This is a genomic window from Exiguobacterium sp. s142, from assembly GCF_018618455.1.
Lineage (GTDB): Bacteria > Bacillota > Bacilli > Exiguobacteriales > Exiguobacteriaceae > Exiguobacterium > Exiguobacterium aurantiacum_A.
In genome coordinates this window covers 1-19,067 of record NZ_JACSMB010000004.1, presented here as the reverse complement: position 1 = coordinate 19,067, position 19,067 = coordinate 1, and the positions used below count along the sequence as shown (strand labels likewise).

Here is a 19,067-nt window from a genome sequence, read left to right as displayed (position 1 = left end):
TTTTAGGCTGATTCTTATATTAACCGATTGGAGATTTTGTCTGCCTGATGGCGTCGATGTGCGCTTCCTTGACCTCGATGCTCGCGTTCATATAAGGAAGGAGTCGTTCATACACTTCAATCCGTTCAGCTGCCGTCAATCGAGGTTCACGAGAGGCCATCATTTGCTTCGCCCATATTTTTCGATTCAACACAGGAACGCTAGACGACTCAACCCGCTTCAACGTAGAGCGGTCACTGAAGACAATCCAGGAGTGTAAATAGCTTCGATCGAGATGTAGTAGCTGTTCGATTGCCCGCATATGGAGCTCGTTTTGCTTAATCGGATTGTAGAATTTAAACTTCTTTCGATTGGATAAAGCCTGTGTCCACTGTCGATCTTGTTCCCGTCCGAAGATCCAACCGCTATAGTTTTTGGACTCGATGACGTGAACACCGCTCTCATCGATGAACACCACATCGACTTCTGTCGTCCGGTCACGTTTTGTTGGATGAGGCAAATACAGGTTCGTCAAGATGAGCGGGGCGAGCCGGCGCGCCTCAAGTTCAGCAACACAGCGGTACTCTCCATATAATCCGATATCTTGCACGACTTTGATGTAGCGATGACCGGTCTGAACAAAATATTGACTTTGTTTATACCGTTTTACTTTCGTGTACACGATTGTCCCACAAATTAAAAAAAGCGGGACGGCAAAACTGAGTAAGGAGATTAATACACTTCCAAGTACTTCGTTTAATAATTGGCTCATCATCATTCTCCCTTCTTATCTACGTTCACTATACAAGATGACGAGAAACGATTGAGTGATTTTTGGGGATTATTGGAAATGAGAAACTGAAAAGTATATGGTGAATCACAAAAAAGACCAGCCATCTGTTAAGATGACTGGTCAAAAAAACAATCAAGACTGTTGCAACTCGGCACGCTCTTCGTCTGTGAACACGCGGGAACGGCTCAAAAACCGTTTTCCTTCGACGCCTTCGACCGAGAACATGCCGCCCCGGCCGTCGACGACGTCGATGATGAGCTGGGTATGCTTCCAATACTCATACTGCTTCTCGTGGATATAGAACGGACAGCCGCCGATCTCTCCGAGCAGGACGTCGTGATCGCCAATCATGAACTCATCTTGCGGGAAGCACATCGGTGAGCTCCCGTCACAGCAACCGCCCGACTGGTGGAACAGGAGCGGACCGTGTTTCGCAGTCAACTGCTCGAGGAGCGCGAGCGTGGCGGGGGTGGCCTCGACGCGACGCACCATCTTAAAAGAACCCGAGTTTTTGTTCGCTGTAGCTGACGAGCATATTTTTCGTACGTTGGTAATGGTTGAGCATCATCTTATGATTTTCACGTCCGATCCCAGACATTTTGTAACCGCCGAACGCGGCATGGGCCGGATACTGATGGTAACAGTTGATCCAAACACGACCCGCTTGAATCTCACGCCCGAACCGATAAGCCCGGTTCATATCGCGTGTCCAGACGCCGGCGCCGAGACCATAGAGCGTATCGTTCGCGATGGCGAGTGCGTCCGCGTCGTCCTTGAACGTCGTCACCGACAAGACTGGACCAAAGATTTCTTCTTGGAAGATACGCATCTTGTTGTGACCTTTAAAGATGGTCGGTTGAACGTAATAGCCGTCGGCGAGGTCACCGTCCATCATGTTGCGCTCACCGCCGATCAAACATTCGGCTCCTTCGGCTTTTCCGATCTCAAGATACGATAAAACCTTCTCTAGCTGTTCGTTCGATGCTTGAGCACCCATCATAACGTCAGGGTCGAGCGGGTTGCCGAGCTTGATCGCTTTGACGCGCTCGAGGACGCGTGCCATAAACGGCTCATAAATCGACTCGTGGATGAGGGCGCGCGATGGACACGTGCACACTTCGCCTTGGTTTAACGCGAACATGACGAGCCCTTCGATCGCTTTGTCAAAGAAATCATCGTCCGCATCCATAATGTCGGCGAAGAAGATATTCGGTGACTTGCCCCCGAGTTCGAGCGTCACCGGGATGATGTTTTGCGACGCGTATTGCATGATCAATCGGCCCGTCGTCGTTTCGCCAGTGAACGCGACTTTGTCGACACGGTTACTTGAGGCGAGCGGCTTCCCGGCCTCGAGTCCGAAGCCATTGACGATGTTGAGCACGCCTGGCGGCAGCAAGTCTTCAATCAGCTCCATCAGTACCATAATCGAGGCCGGTGTCTGTTCGGCCGGTTTTAAGACGATGCAGTTGCCGGCGGCGAGTGCCGGTGCGACTTTCCAGATTGCCATCAAAATCGGGAAGTTCCATGGGATGATTTGAGCGACGACGCCGAGCGGTTCCGCGAAGTGATAGGCGACCGTGTCGTTGTCGAGCTCGCTGATGCCGCCTTCTTGCGAGCGGATGACACCGGCGAAATAGCGGAAGTGATCGATCGCGAGCGGCAGGTCGGCGTTCAACGTCTCACGGACGGCTTTTCCATTCTCCCACGTCTCCGCGTAAGCGAGCATCTCAAGGTTTTCTTCCATTCGGTCGGCAATCTTGTTTAAAATGACCGAGCGTTCGGTGACCGATGTTTTGCCCCAGGCGCCTTTGGCGGCATGGGCCGCGTCCAGTGCCAGCTCGATATCTTCTTTCGTCGACCGAGCGACCTCGCATAACACTTTACCATTTACCGGAGAGGTGTTCTCAAAATAGTCTCCCCCTGAAGGTGCTGTCCACTTTCCGTTGATGTAGTTCTCATAGCGGTCCTTGAACTGGACTTTCGTGCCTGCAGAGTTCGGTACTTCATAAATCATGATCGTTCCTCCCTTTTCCGTAAAGTATAGGGGTTCTATGTATGCGCTTACATTTTGTAGTAAGCCAATAGCTCCCTTTTTCATCCTAACGGGTTGCAGTGATAAAAGTCAAAATTTTTTGACAATAATTTGACACAATTATTTCGAGATGTTTTGAAGTCAAGATTTGTGGTAAAAACAGTATTGTGGAATCAATTTCAAATCGAAGGAGTGGACGTATTCATGGCAAAAACTTATCAAGTCGACCCAGCACACAGCTCAATCACGTTTACGGTGAAGCATATGATGATCTCGAAAGTGAAAGGCGAACTTAAAGAGTTTGCGGTTGATGCGAACGGACAGCCTGACGATTTAGCGAATGCACGGGTAAGCGTGACGATTAAAGCGGCCTCGATTGACACGAACAACGGTGACCGTGACGCACACTTACGGTCGGGCGACTTTTTCGACGCCGATCAACATCCGGACATCGTCTTCGAGTCGACATCATTCCAAGCGAAAGGCGGTAACGAGTTCGCTTTGACCGGTAATTTGACGATTCGTGGAACGACGCGCGAGGAGACGTTTGAAGTCGAGTATGAAGGCAGTGTGAAAGACCCGTGGGGCAATATGAAGCACGCCTTTACCGGAGACGGGACGATCAACCGGGAAGATTACGGGTTGACGTGGAACCAGGCGCTTGAAGCCGGCGGTGTCCTCGTCGATAAAAAAGTGAAATTTGAATTTGAGCTCCAATTCACGGAGTCTGAGGCATAAGAAAAGAGGTTGGGACACAACTAGCCGATTTTAAAGCTTTTTAATAAAAAGAGGAATCTGGTCACCGATTTTCGGTGGCCGGATCCCTTTTTTACTTCATTTTTAGGCAGAAGGTAATCCAATAGAAATTTAGCGAGGTTTAGTTAGTTACATATTCTTAATTAGTGTTTGTTTTTTCATACATAAGAGAAAATAATATAGTATAGAAGTGAAAATCCTGCTTTAATGATGAGTATTGACTAGTTGTCAGCTTTATTCTCCCGTAGTTATGAGTTGAAAGTTGTGGTGGATTCTCATCCGAACGACCAGATATTTTAACTTTAAGGTAGCAGTTGGTTAGGGGGGCTTTGATGTTTGGCTTGGCTGATTTGGTATCATTAATAATTTCAGCATTCATCATCCTACCGCTTGTAGTATTTTTGAGAGAACTCGGTTACTTGATTGTTAGTGCCCTGTTTGGTGTAAAAAAACCGAGAATCACCCTTGGCTCTGGGCCAAGAGTGATTAAAATCTGGGTGTTTGACATTCGGAAGTATTATCATTTATACAGTTGGTATTCGTATGATTCAATTAGAAGAAAAGGAAAAGTAGCTTACGTATTCGTTTACGCTGGTCCCATGTTGGTCAACATTATTTTAGGGATAACAATAAACGCTTTGCTGGCGAATGGCATTATTGAAGAATATGCAACTTTTTGGGATCGTTTTGTTTTTTATACATTTTATTACGTTCTATTCGATATAGTTCCGATGAGAACAGCCAACGGGAAACCGAATAACGGATTAATCATTTATGAAATGCTACGTTATGGAAGACGTACCGATAATAATCAGGAACCATTTATCCCGTCCACGACTGAAATGGAAGAAGACTATCAAGAAAAAAAGTAGCAATGGATAAAATTAAAGAACAAGGAGAAGAGAGTGTAAAAGACAATAAAGAAGAGGAATGAGAAAGAGGTCACCTGGCGCGACTTGTTCGCGCCAGGTGACCTCTTTCTCATAAATCTATTGGGTTATGTCCCAGGTTCATACACCAATTTTTTCTGCAGACTCTCTTCACTAAACACCCAGCCGGTGAACGAAGACAAGACTTCGTTCGACTCTTCGTCGACGATGACGACAGCAACGAACGGGTAGATGTCTTTCGAGAAGTAGCGCAAGTTTGTGAACCGGTACTCGATCATGCCGTTATGACGTGTGACCGTGTACGTGTGAATTTTTGAAAATGCCAAGAACGACTGCAAGTCTGCATTTTTACGTGCTTCGACGAAATGCAGGTCGTCTTCGCCAGGCATCGCCTTGTCACGGAAGCGGCCGCATTCGATGACTTCACCTTTTTTCACTTTGACCGCACCGAGTCCGTTGCGGAAACGAACGGCGACGTGCCAGTCGTCCCAACCAATACCTGGTGAGATAAAGAGCTCATGGGCACCGGCGAAGTGACGGGCGACCGTTGCGAGCGCACGGTTACGTAGTTTGAACTGAATCGCATAGTAACTGATGACGAGCGCAATGAGCAGTGCAAAAATCGGGACAGTTGCCCCTGTGATAAGCCATAATACATATGCTCCGTAATAAGCAGAGAACAAGTAGGGGTCAAACGTTCCGATGACGCCCCAGCCAATCCATTTCTTCGAGAAAGGTTGCAGGGCTTGCGTCCCGTAAGCGTTGAACAAGTCGACGGTGACGTGTAACAATACCGCGATTTGTGCCATGACCCATAATGAAGCAGGGTTGACGCCAAGTACCATACCGATGATGGCACTGACGATGATCGGCCAAGCAAGAAGTGCGGTGATTCCGTGTGAAAGACCGCGGTGCTGGCGTAAATACGTGCTGTTTCCTTTAAGTTTGAAGACGGTGTCAAAGTCTGGCGCATGCGAACCGACAAGAGCGGTAGCCGTCATAGCCAAGAACATTTGCGAATCATTTGCTACTTCCGGGCTAAGTGTCGCAAGGGCGCTTAAACCAAGGCCCATTCCAATGTGTGTCGCAGTATCCAATGTGCTTCAGCACCTCCGTTAATAAAGAAACGACGTTCAATGATCGCTACCATCATACAATATTTTTAAAACGAGGGGAAACAAAATGCTCGATATTGATAAATTGTTCACAAATTATACTATTCGTCAGTTCAATGAAAATTTACTCACTTGGTTCAATCGTGAAAAACGCGATTTGCCGTGGCGACACGGGAAAAATCCGTACCGGGTGTGGGTGAGCGAAGTCATGCTCCAACAGACGCGCGTCGATACCGTCATCCCTTATTACAACCGATTCATGGACCGCTTCCCGACGATCGAGGACTTAGCAGAGGCTCATCCCGACGAGGTCGTCAAATATTGGGAAGGGCTTGGATATTACTCACGCGTCCGTAACCTCCATCAAGCGGTAAAAGAAGTCGTCTCTACGTATGACGGCGTCGTACCGGAGGAAAAAGAACTGTTTGAAAAATTGAAAGGGGTCGGTCCGTATACGACCGGAGCCGTGCTCTCGATCGCCTACAATCAGCCCGAGCCTGCCGTCGACGGGAACGTCATGCGCGTCATGGCCCGCCAGTTTGGCATCTATGAAGATATCGCCGTACCAAAGACGCGGAAGATTTTTGATCAAGTCATTCGGCGCCTGATGGACCCGGAGCATGCCTCCGATTTTAATGAAGCTGTCATGGAGCTCGGTGCGACCGTCTGTACCCCGAAAAATCCGATGTGCTCGCTCTGTCCAGTCCAAGACGAATGTTACGCCTATGCGCATCACGTCCAGGATGAACTTCCGGTCAAGACGAAAAAAGGCGCGGCCCGGATCGAGATGTTCGATGCCCTCTACTGTAAACGTGACGGTCGCATCGCCTACGTTCAGCGGCCCGATACAGGTCTGCTCGCGGGAATGTGGCAATACCCGCTTACAGATCGTGGAACGGGGGAACAGTTAAACGGAACCTATATTGGACAAGTGAAACACGTGTTTTCACACATCATCTGGTACGTCGACTTATATGAGGTCGAAACGTTGCCGGACGAGGAGTGGATTTGGCTCGCCGGGGACGAGCGGGATGTGTTGACCGTGTCGGTTGCCCAACAAAAACTAGAACGATTGGTAGGGGATAGAAATGAGACAGTTTGACGTCGAAACGCCGTTCGACACTTCCGTCGAGGCGTTGTGGGAATTGTTGCAAGACGCGTCGCTTTTATCTGAACTGACGACGTTTCCAGAAGTGACGCTCGTCGGAGATGGCGCGTCCGTAGAAGGTAATCGAATCCATCTCCGTGTTGGTGTCGGACCGGTCACGCTGCCGTGGATCAGTGCGATCACGTTAGCGGGGCGGCACGCATTTTGTGACCAAGGTGTGACTTTGCCGTTCCCGTTCAAACGCTTTTGTCACGTTCACAGTGTGAAAGAAGTCGATGGGAAGGCCGTCATGGTCGATGAAGTGACGTTCGATAGTTACTTACCCGAAGCGATTGTCGAGCAGTTTATTCTTCGCCCGATGTTCGCAGGACGAGCCGTCGCCTTCCAAAAAGCACTAAATTCGTGAAAATAAGAGATTTCCTTTTTCATTGGTTCTGAAAGTCGCTATAATTAAAAATGAGAATGTACAGCATCATAGCGGAAAGGAGGAGCTTATGAGCTTATTTCCCAAAGCAGGTAGCAAGATCGAGATACAGAGCTACAAGCACAACGGGACTTTGCATCGCGTTTGGGAAGAAACGCTCGTCCTTCAATCGTCAAAAACGGATATGATTGGGTTCAACGACCGCATCATGGTCAGTGAATCAGACGGCCGGCAATGGAGAACAAGAGAGCCGGCAATTTGCTACTTTTCATCTGAGTTTTGGTTTAATGTCATCTGTATGATTCGCGAAGACGGGATTTACTATTACTGTAATCTAGGTTCGCCGACAACGTTCGATGGGGCAGAACGAGCCATCAAGTACATTGACTACGATTTAGATATTAAAGTGTTCCCGGATATGTCGTACACGATTTTAGATGAGGATGAATATGAGCGGCATCGTCGCGAAATGAATTATCCGAAAGCGATTGATCGAATCTTGAAACAGAACGTTCAAGAACTTATCAACTGGATTCGAGGACGGAAAGGGCCGTTCAACCCAACATTCGTCGATGAATGGTATCGCGAATACGAAGCACGTTACCGGAGATGAGTACTCATCTCCGCTTTTTTTCTTGAAGGAGGGCTCTATGGGAAGTGTTAGACGCTATTTACAGTTTGTAAAACCATATAAAAAACAAATTGCTTTGACGATTTTCGTCGGGATTTTGAAATTCTCAATCCCGCTCGGATTGCCGCTACTTTATAGACATGTGATCGATAAATATTTGACGGACCCGGACCCGGCGACGGATTACACTGAGCTCGTTTGGTTGTTCAGCATCGTCTTCTTCATCTTCCTCGTCTTGAAGCCGCCGATCGAGTATTTGCGGCAATATTTAGCGCAATGGGCCGCAACACGAATTTTGTTCGACGTTCGGAACCGATTGTTCGACCACGTGCAAAAGCTATCGCTTCGTTACTATTCGAACAATAAGACCGGGCAAATCATCTCGCGTATCATTAACGATGTCGAGCAGACGAAAGACTTTGTCATCACGGGACTCATGAACATTTGGCTCGATATGGTCACGATTTTGATCGCGATCGCCATCATGTATACGATCGACCCGCAACTGACGCTCATCGCTATCTTGCCGCTCCCGTTTTATGCGATCGCCGTCCGCTACTTCTATGGACGCTTGCGCCGCCTCACCCGGGAACGCTCGGCCGCACTCGCTGATCTTCAAGGCCATTTGACCGAACGTGTCAACGGTATGGCTGTCATCCGCAGTTTCGCGCTCGAGCCGTATGAGAACAAGGCGTTTGAAGAACAGAACGGTGGCTTCTTGAAAGCCGCACTTCGCCATACAGGTTGGAATGCGAAGACGTACGTCGTCGTTTCGACAATCACGGACATCGCGCCGATCTTAATCTTTACGTCGGCTTCTTGGCTCGTGTTACAAGAACAGGTCTCGCTCGGGACACTCGTCGCTTTCATCGCCTATATCGATCGCCTGTACGCACCGCTCGGCCGTCTCGTCAACTCAGCGACGACGCTCACGCAGTCGGTCGCGTCGATGGACCGGGTCTTTGAATTTCTCGATGAGCCGTATGATATCGAACAGAAACGCGATGCGTTCGTGCCGGTGCAGACAGCCGGGGATATCGAACTCGACGGTGTCGGCTTTGCCTATGAGAAAGAAGGGACGCGTGCTTTGCATGACGTGAGCCTGCACATCCGGTCCGGGGAACGAGTCGCTTTCGTCGGCATGTCCGGCGGTGGGAAATCGACGCTCGTCAGTTTGATTCCGCGTTTTTACGACGTGACGGACGGCAGTATCAAAATCGACGGCGTCGACGTCCGTGACTTTAAACTCCGGGCCCTTCGCGACCAAATCGGCATGGTCATGCAAGATTCGGTTCTCTTCAGTGAGTCGGTCGCCATGAACATCCGGATGGGGAATCCGGAAGCGACGGACGATGCCGTCATCGCCGCTGCGAAAGCGGCCAACGCCCACGAGTTCATCATGAACTTGCAGGACGGTTACAACACGCCGGTCGGCGAAAAAGGCGTGAAGCTGTCGGGGGGGCAGAAGCAACGTCTTGCCATCGCCCGCGTCTTCCTCAAACATCCGCCGATCATCATTCTCGATGAGGCGACGAGTGCGCTCGACCTCGAGAGTGAGTCGATGATCCAAGATTCGCTCGCAAGATTGACGAAAGGACGGACGACGCTCATCGTCGCCCACCGCCTATCAACGATCACCGACGCCGATAAAATTGTCGTCGTCGACAACGGTCGAATCATGGAAGCGGGAACGCATGAAGAATTGATGCGTCGCCGTGGCGCGTACTATGATTTGTATATGATCCAAGACTTAGCTGTCGTGGAGTGAGGCTTCGAGTTCAACTCGAAGTCTTTTTTTGTTTTCCGTATCTAGTAGACGGGAATGAAGAAACGACATGCCAAAAGGGGGATGACACGATGATGAATGGGGAAGGATTGATCAATGTCCGTCCGCTCAACGACGGGTTAGAGTTAACGTGGTCGTTTGATGGGAAAGTGCGCGTCACACGGAACGGGAAGTACGTGTATGAGGGGACGGATCAGCATTATGTCGACCGGGAGACGAGCGTTGGGGAGCAAGTCGCTTACCGCATTTCGGACGAGTTTGGCGAAGTGGCAAAACTGTATACTGCGGCCGTTAATCCAAACGACGACTTGTATTGGAATCGTCATCTGACGTCGGCGGTCGTGGCGCCGAGCGGAACGTATTTACAGTGGGACCCGATCGCGGACGTCGACACGTATGCGGTATATCGTGAGGGACGCCGTATCGCGGAAATCGTCGGGAGCGGATACATCGACGAGACACCGCTCGAACAACCGACGCTCTATGAAGTTCGGGCTTTGCGTCCGGTCAAGCGAGATGATAAACCGGGGACCCGTATCGTGCATATGGTCGGAAAAGTGATGTCGATCGCGAAAGAGATGAAGTCGGATACGAGACGTGACAAGGAGCTCTACACGATGTATTTCCTCGTCAGTCCGACACGTCCGGACGTGGCCACGGTCGACGGCATTAACCTGCGTGTCCAGACGTTCATTCGTCCGCCGATGATTAAAAACCCGAACCTGATGTCACCGCACCCGTATTTTGAAGGGGACGGACGTCCTTATAACGTCCATGCGACCGAATACCGGACCCGGACGGAAGTGAAAGTCGAGGGGTTGACCGATATTCCGATTATCTCGTTAAAAAAAGATGCGAACGTTACCCGCGGGTATACGAAGCATCATCGATTGACGGGCGAAGACGTCGCTTCGGTCGACCGCGTGTATGTAGAAAATGTCGACATCGAGCGAGGGAAAGCTGCATTTCGTTTGCAACATTCGGTAGGCAATCCGCTCGTCGTTGCGCCTGATATTAAATACACCATCGTCACGGCACTTAAAAAAAGTGCGACGTTCAAACTGTCCGGAAGTCACACCCAGTCGCCGCATCATGAAGTCTACGTTCAAGTCGGCGATGCGCCGTGGATGACGATCCACCGGGCGGACGACCTTGGGGTCAGCTTTATGGGCAATCCGATGCCGGAGTGCCACTGGACGTACTTGACATGCATGGACTAAAAAACCAGCCGGCTCATTGATGAGTCGGCTGGTTTGGTGTTTGGTCGATAAAGCGACTCCGTTCTTCTGGGGTCGGTAGTTTGCACGTCTCTTTTTGACCGAACCAGCGATAGCGGTTGTTCGCGATGATGTCGTAACCAAAATCACGAAGCGGTTTAGGGACGAGTCGGATGAAGCGAAGCATCCGCCAGTTCCCGTCCAACCCCTCGGCGATTCGGGTCGCCGCGTCCGATTTCAAATAAGGGACGCCGCCTTTGATCAAAACGATGCTATCGACCGTATCCGGGATACGATGACGTTTTCGGATTGCTTGTCCGGCCTCACCTTGAAGTGAGGCGAAATGGAAGTTTCCTGTTGAATCACGATTTAAGATGAACTGCACACTGGCGTCACAAAAGTTGCAGTCTCCGTCAAATAACACAATGGCTGGCATAGGGAGCGCCTCCTTCTCTCCTGACTTTATCCGTTCGAACGAATGCTCAAACGTCAAGCGGCGAGCTGACGGGCAGGCTCCATCTTGTAGAGCGAGACGTAATAAAGGTAACCTCCAAGGGCGCCAAATAAGAACATGTAGCCGCTCATGAATATCGGCCCGATGAACGCGCCGACGACGATGCCGGCTGCGGCGACAAGTTTCGCCCCGTGGAACGTCAAGCCTCCGAAGGCGAGGTATGAGGCCCGTCGAGTCGGGTCGATCAAGTCGATTTGTTTCACTTGTCGAATCGGCGAATAGAGCAACTCACCAATGGTGAAGACGATGGCGAGAACGGCAAGCGTGATGAACGAGTTCATTGACGTAATCGCGGCATAGGCCGTCACGTATAAGGATAAGCCGATGAAGAAGATATACTTTTCCCGGTAGCGTTTCACGAAAGCGGTGACCGCGAACGTGATGGCGACGACGAGCAACGTGTTTTCAAGCTGCATGAACGCCATCATGCGGACGCCGTCGAACGGGACGCCGACGATCGACCGTTCTGTGAACGATTCGGCCAAATGGACACCGATATAGTTTGCCATATGGAACTCGGTCGAGAAGACGAGCATGCTACCGAGGACGAACAGCATCCAACGACGGTCACTGAGTGCGATTCGATAGTTTTGATACACGCCGACGAGCGGGTTAGCAGACGTCGAACGGTTTCCTTTATAGCTATCAACGAGAAAACGTTGCAAGACGAGCGTCGTGATCGTCAACACGAGCGTCATTCCGACGAATAGTCCGAAACGATAGTCTCGATAAAAAGCACCTCCGAGCATGACGCCCCCAGCAATCGCCAAATTGACGAGCCAGTAGTCATATACGTAAATCGCTTTACGGTTCGACTCTTCCATCGAATCGATGACGATGGCTTCGAGAGCCGGGTAGTTCAAACCGTTCGCGACGGCGTGACCGAAGTAAAGCACGGCGACGGCAAACGCCCAGTTATTTGACGGATGAATGGCGACCGTCATCCCTAGAAAACAAAGGATTTGGACGATCTGACCGATTTGAAGCACGTGCTTGCGGTTGAAGCGGTCTGAAAAGTACCCGCCAAACAAGCCGGTGACGTAGCCGACGACAACAAACGACGTCATGATGATTCCGGCAGCGATTTTGCCGAGTTCTTCGGAAAAATATAAAGCCATGAATGGAAAGATAGCCGAGCCGACGATGCGGATGAAAAAGCCGCAGACGAGCCGGAGTCGAACGTTTAAAGGGAAATCTTTGAATTTCATGCGAGCACCTCCTTGTTACTAGTCTAATCGTGGACTACACTTGGTAAAAAGAGACAAATGATTTTTGAATGTCCACTTTTAGGGGGAACGACATGAATGCGAAGCTGGTGGCGATTTATCGTCGTGCGTTGGAACAGAACAAAGTGGAACTGACACTACGGGAAGCGGTCGATACGGTCGGCTATAGCGAGAAACAAGTGAAACGGGATATGAAGATGTGGGAAACGTTCGGGTGGGTGGAGTATCGGCCGGGGAAAGGACGAGGCCATGAATCGGTGCTCCGCTTTCAGCCGGAGTTTGACCGGACCCTGAGAGCTTGGATTGATGAGTCTTTCGTTCAGGCCTCGATGGCCGATGCGGCTAAGTGGTTGGAATGGGACTGGCCACCCGCCTTGCGAGAAGTGATTCAAGCACTTATTTGGAGCCGTTTTGGCTTTGAGCAGACTGAAGAAGACCGGTTCATTTTTCCGCGGACGAGGGCGCTCGAATCGCTCGATCCGCTCGATATCCACATCGCGATGGAGGCGTCTTTGTCACGGCACGTCTTCGACCGCCTGTTCGAATGGGACGGGACGACTGTCCAGTCCTCGCTCGCACATTATATAGAGGAAACACCGTTCGGATTTCGTTGCTATATCCGCAAAGGGGTAACGTTTCATAACGGGGTGACGCTTTCGGCCAAGGACGTCGTCTATTCGTTGAATCGGTTATTGGATCATGGCAAACAAGTATGGTTGTTCGCACCGATCGAACGAGTCGAGTCCCCGGCGCCGTACGTCATTGATTTACATACGAAAGCGCATATGGCCTATATTGAACGACTTCTCGCCCAAACCCCGGCCTCGATAACGTATCAAGGGGCCGAAGGGGTCGTGGGGACGGGACCGTTCAAGCTGGAGCAGACGTCGGAGGAAGTCGTACGTTTAAGAGCGTTCGAGCGTGGGCTCCGGCCGAGACCGTCTTTGGATGTGGTTGAATTCGTCACGTTTTCCGAAACGGATTATGCGAAATGGAGCACCCGTGACGACCATAGCCTCGTGAAGTGGATCGCCGAGGCGGGAGCACGCTATCTAGTGTTCAACATGAGGCAGTCTTGGTTGAAGGACGATGCGCCGGCGCGCCATGCGATTCAACGAGCGATTCAAAAAGAGGCGTTCGTGGAGATGGGAGGAGAGCGTCACCAAGTGGCGCATGGATTTTTTCCGGAGATGAGTCGTCCCGTTCACGTGCCCGGGGAGGGGACAATCTGTCAGCGTCCGCTCCGGCTGTTGCACTTGCCGTTTGAAGTGGCGGCGCAAGACGCGGCGCTCGTGGCTACACAGTTACGGACGGCCGGGTTTACCGTCGAGACTGACACGTATACGATTGGGTCTTTGTTACAAGATGAGACGCTTTGCCGTGCCGATTTGATTTTATGCGGAGAGATGATGAGTGAAGATCTTGATTTGGCGTTCCTAGCCTTTTTGACGAGTGAACTGTCGCTTGTCGGCAAATTGCTCGCGAATGGAGTGGAACTCCGGGCGATGATGGACCGCTATCAACAAACCGACATGAGCGCTTGGTCGATGCTGCATCGCGAAGTCGAACGCTATTTGACTGAGGAGGCCCTCGTCATCCCGCTGTATCATGTCGCTCGTGAGCGCCGCTTTCCGAGTTTCTTTGGAGATGTGCCGCTCGATGTGTTCGGTCACCCGCGATATGATCAATTGTGGATTCGTCCGTCCGTATGAACATAAAAGGAGATGCCGCGGCATCTCCTTGTTTTATAGCTGTGCGAACGCGCGATTTACTGCGACAATCGTCTCATCGATATCTTGTTCCGTATGTTCCGTCGTCAAGAACCACGCCTCATATTTAGAAGGGGCCAAGTTGACACCGTTCTCAAGCATCAATTTGAAGAAGCGGCCGAATACTTCGCCGTCCGACTTCTCGGCTCCTTCGTAGTCCGTGACGATCTCGTCCGTGAAGTAGACGGTGAGCGCGCCTTTTAGGCGGTTAAGCGTGATCGTGACGCCGTGAGTTTTCGCGGCTTCACGGATCCCTGTTTCGAGACGTGCGCCTAACGAATCTAATGTTTCATAGACGCCTGGTTGCTCGAGCACTTCGAGACAAGCGAGTCCGGTCGCCATCGAAGCGGGGTTTCCGGCCATCGTCCCGGCTTGGTAAGCGGGTCCGAGCGGTGCGACCGTCTCCATGATTTCTGCTTTCCCGCCGTATGCTCCGATTGGAAGTCCACCACCGATGATTTTACCGAGCGCCGTCATGTCTGGCTCGATGTTGTACACTTGTTGGGCGCTTCCGTACGTGAACCGGAACGCTGTGATGACTTCGTCGTAAATGACGAGCGCGCCGTATTCATGGGTGATCTCGTTGATAGCTTGCAAGAAGCCGGGTTTTGGCTCAACGATCCCGAAGTTTCCGACGATTGGTTCGACGAGAACGCAGGCGACTTGATCGCCCCATTCTTTCATCATCGCCCGGTACGACTCGACGTCGTTGAACGGGACGGTGATAACTTCTTTCGCCGTGGCGCGGGTCACACCGGCTGAGTCGGGTGAACCGAGCGTCGCCGGTCCGCTTCCCGCCGCAATCAGCATCAAGTCGGAATGGCCATGGTAGCAACCGCTGAACTTGACGACGAGTTCGCGTCCGGTATAGGCACGGGCGACACGGATTGTCGTCATGACGGCCTCGGTCCCGGAATTGGTGAAGCGGACTTTGTCCATCGATGGGATCGCCGCTTTTAGTTTCTTGGCGAAGTCGACCTCAAGCGCGTGAGGCGTCCCGTAAAGAAGCCCTTTTGAGGACGCTTCGATGAGGGCGTTATGGATATGGGGATGGGCATGGCCGGTAACGATTGGTCCATATGCGGCCAAGTAATCGATATAGCGGTTGCCGTCCACATCATAAAAATAAGCACCTTCGCCGCGCTCCATATAAACCGGGGCACCGCCGCCGACCGCTTTGAACGAACGTGAGGGACTGTTGACACCCCCGACGATATGCGTCAATGCGTCTTCATATAGTACGTCTGAAATTTTACGATTTGATGATGTTGTCATATGTATTGCCTCCTTTTACAAATTCGCAATTATTGTATCACAGCCGTCAACCGCATAAGCTCAACGTTTGACGAAGGGTTTAGAAATCAGTACACTATTTATAAAGATTACTATGTAAGAAATAGGTTAATTCTAAACAGACACTTCGCATAAATTCTAATAGAAGAAATGAGGGATTGACGTGGGAAGCGAAATGCTTGACCATGCTGTTCAGTCGCTCCGAGAACATGGAGTCAGAATGACGCCTCAGCGACAGGCGATTTTGGAGTACCTCGTCACGGAGCACAGTCACCCGACAGCGGATGACATTTATAAGGCACTTTCGGGTAGATTCCCGAACATGAGTGTCGCCACTGTCTATAACAACTTACGTGTCTTTAAAGATATCGGACTTGTTCAAGAGATGAATTATGGTGACGCTTCGAGCCGTTTCGATTTTGTGACATCACGTCACTATCACATTATCTGTGATGCGTGCGGGAAAGTCGTCGACTTTAACTATCCTGTCCTTGACGAGATTGAAGCCGTCGCTTCTCAATTGACAGGTTTCAAAGTGGATCGCCACCGCCTCGAAGTATATGGAACGTGCCCGGCTTGCCAAACTGAACAAGCGCATAAACATTAAAAACATCCTCAGGCTGAGGATGTTTTTTTAGTCGTTCTGGTGTGATTGACGTTTGTTATACTTCTCATCGAAGTCTTTGCCTTCGAGCGATTGATCGATCGTCAACGGTTCATCGCAATGCATACATAGATCGACACGTCCGAGCATCTTTGTCTCTTTCTCACAGTTCGGACAAGTGACGATGATTGCTTTCGTCGACGCCATGCCGACGATGAAGTAAAGCGCCGAGCTCGACAGTACCATCACGAAACCGAGCAACATGAAAATAATCATCAGCCACGCGATGCTTTTGGCAAGTAGTCCGAGATACATGACCCCAATCCCAGCGAACACGAGCAGCAAAGCCAGGTTTCTGGCGCGGTTGATTTTATTCCCCCGTTTTTTCATACATAATCCCTCCATGTCTGTCTTTACTATAGCTCATCTGCTCAAAGCTGAGAAGTTCGTACAATCGGTGGCAGGAGAATTTTAAAAGAAGGCGAATCATTTTTGTATCAGATTAGATAATCGTGTGAACCGATTGACGTTTACTAATTAGAAAGAAGGTATCAAGGTGACGATGGAATATGCGACTCGAACAATTTATTCAGAATATGCAGCCTTGAAAACAACGCTTGGCATCATTGAAGTGAAGAAGAAACGGCCGCGCGATCCATTAACAGATCAATCGGATCGATTGTTGATTGTGATTGAAGCGAAGGAAGAACCATTTTGGACAGTGAAACACTATCAAGTCGGACAAGAAAAAATCGTTCTTCATATAGTCAGTGATTCGATGATGGATCGTTGGATTCTAATGAACGAGAACCGGCGTGCCATCCATTGGATCGAAGACGGCATGGTGCTGTTCGAACGAAATGAGTTTTTGCTCGAGCTCAGGCAACGGTTGCGCAATTTCTCGAACAAGGAACAACGACTGCAACTCTCGCTCGCGTTCGCCAAGCTGCTTAGACGTTTCGAAGATGGGCGCGGACTGTTCTTACAGGAAGAGCATCAAGATGCGTTCACCCAAATCCACCATGCGCTCACGCATTTGGCGCGGCTCTCCATCCTGGAGGCAGGAATCCACCCGGAGATTGTATTATGGAAGCAAGTCCGTAAACTCGACCTAGAAGTGTATAAGCTTCACGACGAACTCGTGAACGGGCACGAATCACTCGAACAACGTATTCACCTGGTCATCATCGGCATGGAGCATTTAATCCAATCTAAAGTCTTGCCGGGTACGTTGTTACTTTTGCAGGCGATGCAACAACGTGACGAACCATGGTCGTTCTCGGAGTTGATGGAGCACCCGAACTTACAAGAGTTAAAAGTCGACCTCGGCAGCATCGTCGGCTTCTTAGTCCGGAAAGGTTACGTCCGGGCAGTGACACGTCCGACAAAAGGAGTAGGCGTCGAAGCGGTCGCTTATGAAATTGCTTAACTATATAGAAGAGAATGGGGAAACTGAATCGAATGAAGGTTACTAAATTTCTGCTCGGCAGTGTGTTTATTATATTTGCGGCTGGATTCTTATCAATTGTGACAGGATTGTTTGCGATGGGCGATCCTCTCGGAAGTGAGCGGCCGATCATTTGGACGATTTGGTACGTGGTCGTTCTCTTGATTGTTATTATGGCGCTATATGACTTTTCGTCGTTATCGAAAGGACAACTCAAACGTATCGCTTTAATTGGAACGGTTGTCGGGATTGTTTTCTTTAGTTCCGTGAAAGGATATTACGTGTATACGGCGGGATTACGGATTGAAGAACGTGGCGTCTCGTTGCGTGACTATCAACCGTTCAAGCCTAAGTCTGATTTGGCTGAACTCGATAAGCCTTCAACATTTGAGATTGGAACAAACATTCCCCGACTAGACGGCGCGACGGCGCTGTATCCGATGTATGCTGCATTCGTCGAGGCGGTTTATCCTGAAGCGGATTATAACCCCGATAGCCCTGAAGTCAGCTCGGTCGTCTCGACGACGACAGGTACAGCGTATGAGCGATTGGTTGAAGGGGAAACGGATATCATCTTTGTAGCCGGACCGTCCGATCAACAGTTGGCAGTAGCTGAGCGACAAGGAGTAGAGTTTCAGATGACACCGATCGGCCGTGAGGCGTTCGTCTTTTTTGTACATGAAGACAATCCGGTCGACTCGCTCGAATTGGAACAAATTCAAAACATCTATGCAGGGGACATTACGAGTTGGGATGAAGTCGGTGGTAAAAAAGATTCGATTCGAGCGTTCCAACGGCCAGAAGACAGCGGGAGCCAAACGGCTTTGCAGCGTTTGATGGGAGACAAAAAGCTTATGGACGCCCCGGTCGAGGATGTCCCGGAAGGAATGGGTGGCATCATCGAACAGACGGCTTCCTATCAAAACCATAAAAATGCCATCGGATTCTCGTTCCGCTTTTATGCAACGGAGATGGTAGATGAACATGCGATTAAATTGTTACGGGTCGATGATGTCGCGCCTACGGCCGAGACAATCGGGGACGGGACGTACCCGATCACATCCGAGTTTTATGCGGTCACGACGACCGACAAATACGAGCAATATAAGCCGTTCATCGAATGGCTGACGTCTGAAGAAGGACAGTTACTTGTTGAAAAGACAGGATACGTGCCACTGGCTACAAATTGATTGGGATTGGGTCTCTAAATACAGAGATCCAATCTTTTTTTATTTTCTTGTTATTTTTTATTGACGCGGTGGTAAATAGGCATTATAGTTATAAACGTTGTCACAGCAAATGATTATTCCAGAAAAACAATTTGTGAAAAAAGTTGTTGACTTTTAATCAGGAAACGTGATAAATTAATTGAGTCGCCAAGCGCGACAGACGAACTTTGAAAACTGAACGATGAGGCAAAAAAAGTTTTACAAGTTTTGATTGAAGCGCAAGCTTCGTCATTTTCAAGAGCTATATCAAATTC

General features: G+C 50.0%; 20 protein-coding genes. 11 read left to right on the top strand and 9 right to left on the bottom strand.

The window, feature by feature from the left end:
- Positions 1 to 19: 19 nt before the first annotated feature.
- The 3 genes from KNP77_RS05130 to exaC all read right to left on the bottom strand — a co-directional run bounded on the left by KNP77_RS05130 (position 20) and on the right by exaC (position 2,786).
- Positions 20 to 751: a nuclease-related domain-containing protein gene (locus KNP77_RS05130; RefSeq protein ID WP_214889057.1), complete on the bottom strand. Its 732-nt coding sequence runs from the start codon at positions 749 to 751 to the stop codon at positions 20 to 22.
- 153 nt (positions 752 to 904) lie between these two features.
- On the bottom strand, positions 905 to 1,264 hold the full coding sequence (locus KNP77_RS05125; RefSeq protein ID WP_214889055.1) for a DUF779 domain-containing protein: 360 nt from the start codon (positions 1,262 to 1,264) through the stop codon (positions 905 to 907).
- 1 nt (position 1,265) lies between these two features.
- Positions 1,266 to 2,786 carry an acetaldehyde dehydrogenase ExaC gene (exaC, locus tag KNP77_RS05120; protein WP_070328957.1) on the bottom strand — a complete coding sequence of 507 codons (1,521 nt, stop codon included), beginning with the start codon at positions 2,784 to 2,786 and terminating at the stop codon, positions 1,266 to 1,268.
- A gap of 222 nt (positions 2,787 to 3,008) precedes the next feature.
- Here exaC and KNP77_RS05115 point away from each other — a divergent pair, with 222 nt between their 5' ends.
- On the top strand, positions 3,009 to 3,542 hold the full coding sequence (locus KNP77_RS05115) for a YceI family protein (protein WP_131465650.1): 534 nt from the start codon (positions 3,009 to 3,011) through the stop codon (positions 3,540 to 3,542).
- 350 nt (positions 3,543 to 3,892) lie between these two features.
- Positions 3,893 to 4,432: a zinc metalloprotease gene (locus KNP77_RS05110; RefSeq protein ID WP_131444193.1), complete on the top strand. Its 540-nt coding sequence runs from the start codon at positions 3,893 to 3,895 to the stop codon at positions 4,430 to 4,432.
- Between the two features lie 125 nt (positions 4,433 to 4,557).
- Here the strand turns inward: KNP77_RS05110 and KNP77_RS05105 are convergent, their stop codons facing one another.
- Positions 4,558 to 5,547 (bottom strand): metal-dependent hydrolase, encoded by a 990-nt coding sequence (locus KNP77_RS05105; protein WP_131444192.1) that lies wholly within the window; start codon positions 5,545 to 5,547, stop codon positions 4,558 to 4,560.
- Positions 5,548 to 5,632: 85 nt separating this feature from the next.
- On the opposite strand from KNP77_RS05105, the gene mutY reads away from it, so the two are divergent.
- From mutY to KNP77_RS05080, 5 genes are all read left to right on the top strand, one after another.
- Positions 5,633 to 6,667, top strand: coding sequence for an A/G-specific adenine glycosylase (gene mutY, locus KNP77_RS05100; RefSeq protein WP_070328959.1), 1,035 nt, complete (start codon positions 5,633 to 5,635; stop codon positions 6,665 to 6,667).
- Entirely contained in the window at positions 6,654 to 7,079 is a 426-nt protein-coding gene (locus KNP77_RS05095; protein WP_071399191.1) for an SRPBCC family protein, read from the top strand. The genes mutY and KNP77_RS05095 overlap by 14 nt, the downstream gene beginning before the upstream one ends.
- Positions 7,080 to 7,167: 88 nt before the next feature.
- Positions 7,168 to 7,710, top strand: a complete 543-nt coding sequence (gene ntdP / locus KNP77_RS05090; RefSeq protein WP_021067741.1) for a nucleoside tri-diphosphate phosphatase — start codon at positions 7,168 to 7,170, stop codon at positions 7,708 to 7,710.
- A 37-nt stretch (positions 7,711 to 7,747) separates the two neighbouring features.
- Positions 7,748 to 9,496, top strand: a complete 1,749-nt coding sequence (locus KNP77_RS05085; protein WP_071399192.1) for an ABC transporter ATP-binding protein — start codon at positions 7,748 to 7,750, stop codon at positions 9,494 to 9,496.
- Positions 9,497 to 9,585: 89 nt separating this feature from the next.
- The gene (locus KNP77_RS05080) at positions 9,586 to 10,734 is read left to right on the top strand and encodes a DUF3238 domain-containing protein (RefSeq protein WP_214889052.1); all 1,149 of its coding nucleotides are present in this window, start codon (positions 9,586 to 9,588) and stop codon (positions 10,732 to 10,734) included.
- Positions 10,735 to 10,747: 13 nt separating this feature from the next.
- Here the strand turns inward: KNP77_RS05080 and KNP77_RS05075 are convergent, their stop codons facing one another.
- Positions 10,748 to 11,167: a thiol-disulfide oxidoreductase DCC family protein gene (locus tag KNP77_RS05075; protein WP_131444189.1), complete on the bottom strand. Its 420-nt coding sequence runs from the start codon at positions 11,165 to 11,167 to the stop codon at positions 10,748 to 10,750.
- 53 nt (positions 11,168 to 11,220) lie between these two features.
- Complete coding sequence (locus KNP77_RS05070; protein ID WP_214889049.1) at positions 11,221 to 12,453, bottom strand: MFS transporter; 1,233 nt, start codon at positions 12,451 to 12,453, stop codon at positions 11,221 to 11,223.
- Positions 12,454 to 12,545: 92 nt separating this feature from the next.
- Between KNP77_RS05070 and KNP77_RS05065 the strand changes: the two genes are divergently transcribed.
- Positions 12,546 to 14,183 (top strand): ABC transporter substrate-binding protein, encoded by a 1,638-nt coding sequence (locus tag KNP77_RS05065; protein WP_214889046.1) that lies wholly within the window; start codon positions 12,546 to 12,548, stop codon positions 14,181 to 14,183.
- A 33-nt stretch (positions 14,184 to 14,216) separates the two neighbouring features.
- On the opposite strand, the gene KNP77_RS05060 is transcribed toward KNP77_RS05065, so the two are convergent.
- Positions 14,217 to 15,515, bottom strand: coding sequence for a glutamate-1-semialdehyde 2,1-aminomutase (locus tag KNP77_RS05060; RefSeq protein WP_214889043.1), 1,299 nt, complete (start codon positions 15,513 to 15,515; stop codon positions 14,217 to 14,219).
- A 193-nt stretch (positions 15,516 to 15,708) separates the two neighbouring features.
- Between KNP77_RS05060 and perR the strand changes: the two genes are divergently transcribed.
- Positions 15,709 to 16,140, top strand: coding sequence for a peroxide-responsive transcriptional repressor PerR (gene perR, locus KNP77_RS05055; RefSeq protein WP_131490673.1), 432 nt, complete (start codon positions 15,709 to 15,711; stop codon positions 16,138 to 16,140).
- A 27-nt stretch (positions 16,141 to 16,167) separates the two neighbouring features.
- Here the strand turns inward: perR and KNP77_RS05050 are convergent, their stop codons facing one another.
- Entirely contained in the window at positions 16,168 to 16,527 is a 360-nt protein-coding gene (locus KNP77_RS05050; protein WP_070328968.1) for a YgzB family protein, read from the bottom strand.
- Between the two features lie 172 nt (positions 16,528 to 16,699).
- Between KNP77_RS05050 and KNP77_RS05045 the strand changes: the two genes are divergently transcribed.
- Together KNP77_RS05045 and KNP77_RS05040 are read left to right on the top strand one after the other, a co-directional pair.
- Positions 16,700 to 17,566 (top strand): nucleotidyltransferase-like protein, encoded by an 867-nt coding sequence (locus KNP77_RS05045; protein ID WP_214889231.1) that lies wholly within the window; start codon positions 16,700 to 16,702, stop codon positions 17,564 to 17,566.
- 32 nt (positions 17,567 to 17,598) lie between these two features.
- A complete protein-coding gene (locus KNP77_RS05040) occupies positions 17,599 to 18,774 on the top strand; it encodes a PstS family phosphate ABC transporter substrate-binding protein (protein WP_251138938.1) in 1,176 nt (391 codons plus the stop codon).
- 113 nt (positions 18,775 to 18,887) lie between these two features.
- Here the strand turns inward: KNP77_RS05040 and KNP77_RS05035 are convergent.
- On the bottom strand, positions 18,888 to 19,067 hold a 180-nt coding region (locus tag KNP77_RS05035), incomplete at its 5' end, for a hypothetical protein (protein WP_214889038.1).

Excerpts from the sequence above, each read along its gene's own strand:
- exaC (WP_070328957.1), bottom strand. The coding sequence starts at position 2,786 with ATGATTTATGAAGTACCGAACTCTGCAGGCACGAAAGTCCAGTTCAAG.
- KNP77_RS05060 (WP_214889043.1), bottom strand. The coding sequence starts at position 15,515 with ATGACAACATCATCAAATCGTAAAATTTCAGACGTACTATATGAAGAC.
- KNP77_RS05070 (WP_214889049.1), bottom strand. The coding sequence starts at position 12,453 with ATGAAATTCAAAGATTTCCCTTTAAACGTTCGACTCCGGCTCGTCTGC.
- KNP77_RS05045 (WP_214889231.1), top strand. The coding sequence starts at position 16,700 with ATGGAATATGCGACTCGAACAATTTATTCAGAATATGCAGCCTTGAAA.
- KNP77_RS05095 (WP_071399191.1), top strand. The coding sequence starts at position 6,654 with ATGAGACAGTTTGACGTCGAAACGCCGTTCGACACTTCCGTCGAGGCG.
- KNP77_RS05115 (WP_131465650.1), top strand. The coding sequence starts at position 3,009 with ATGGCAAAAACTTATCAAGTCGACCCAGCACACAGCTCAATCACGTTT.
- KNP77_RS05085 (WP_071399192.1), top strand. The coding sequence starts at position 7,748 with ATGGGAAGTGTTAGACGCTATTTACAGTTTGTAAAACCATATAAAAAA.
- KNP77_RS05080 (WP_214889052.1), top strand. The coding sequence starts at position 9,586 with ATGATGAATGGGGAAGGATTGATCAATGTCCGTCCGCTCAACGACGGG.
- KNP77_RS05130 (WP_214889057.1), bottom strand. The coding sequence starts at position 751 with ATGAGCCAATTATTAAACGAAGTACTTGGAAGTGTATTAATCTCCTTA.
- KNP77_RS05075 (WP_131444189.1), bottom strand. The coding sequence starts at position 11,167 with ATGCCAGCCATTGTGTTATTTGACGGAGACTGCAACTTTTGTGACGCC.
- KNP77_RS05125 (WP_214889055.1), bottom strand. The coding sequence starts at position 1,264 with ATGGTGCGTCGCGTCGAGGCCACCCCCGCCACGCTCGCGCTCCTCGAG.
- ntdP (WP_021067741.1), top strand. The coding sequence starts at position 7,168 with ATGAGCTTATTTCCCAAAGCAGGTAGCAAGATCGAGATACAGAGCTAC.
- KNP77_RS05065 (WP_214889046.1), top strand. The coding sequence starts at position 12,546 with ATGAATGCGAAGCTGGTGGCGATTTATCGTCGTGCGTTGGAACAGAAC.
- KNP77_RS05050 (WP_070328968.1), bottom strand. The coding sequence starts at position 16,527 with ATGAAAAAACGGGGGAATAAAATCAACCGCGCCAGAAACCTGGCTTTG.
- perR (WP_131490673.1), top strand. The coding sequence starts at position 15,709 with ATGCTTGACCATGCTGTTCAGTCGCTCCGAGAACATGGAGTCAGAATG.
- KNP77_RS05110 (WP_131444193.1), top strand. The coding sequence starts at position 3,893 with ATGTTTGGCTTGGCTGATTTGGTATCATTAATAATTTCAGCATTCATC.
- KNP77_RS05040 (WP_251138938.1), top strand. The coding sequence starts at position 17,599 with ATGAAGGTTACTAAATTTCTGCTCGGCAGTGTGTTTATTATATTTGCG.
- mutY (WP_070328959.1), top strand. The coding sequence starts at position 5,633 with ATGCTCGATATTGATAAATTGTTCACAAATTATACTATTCGTCAGTTC.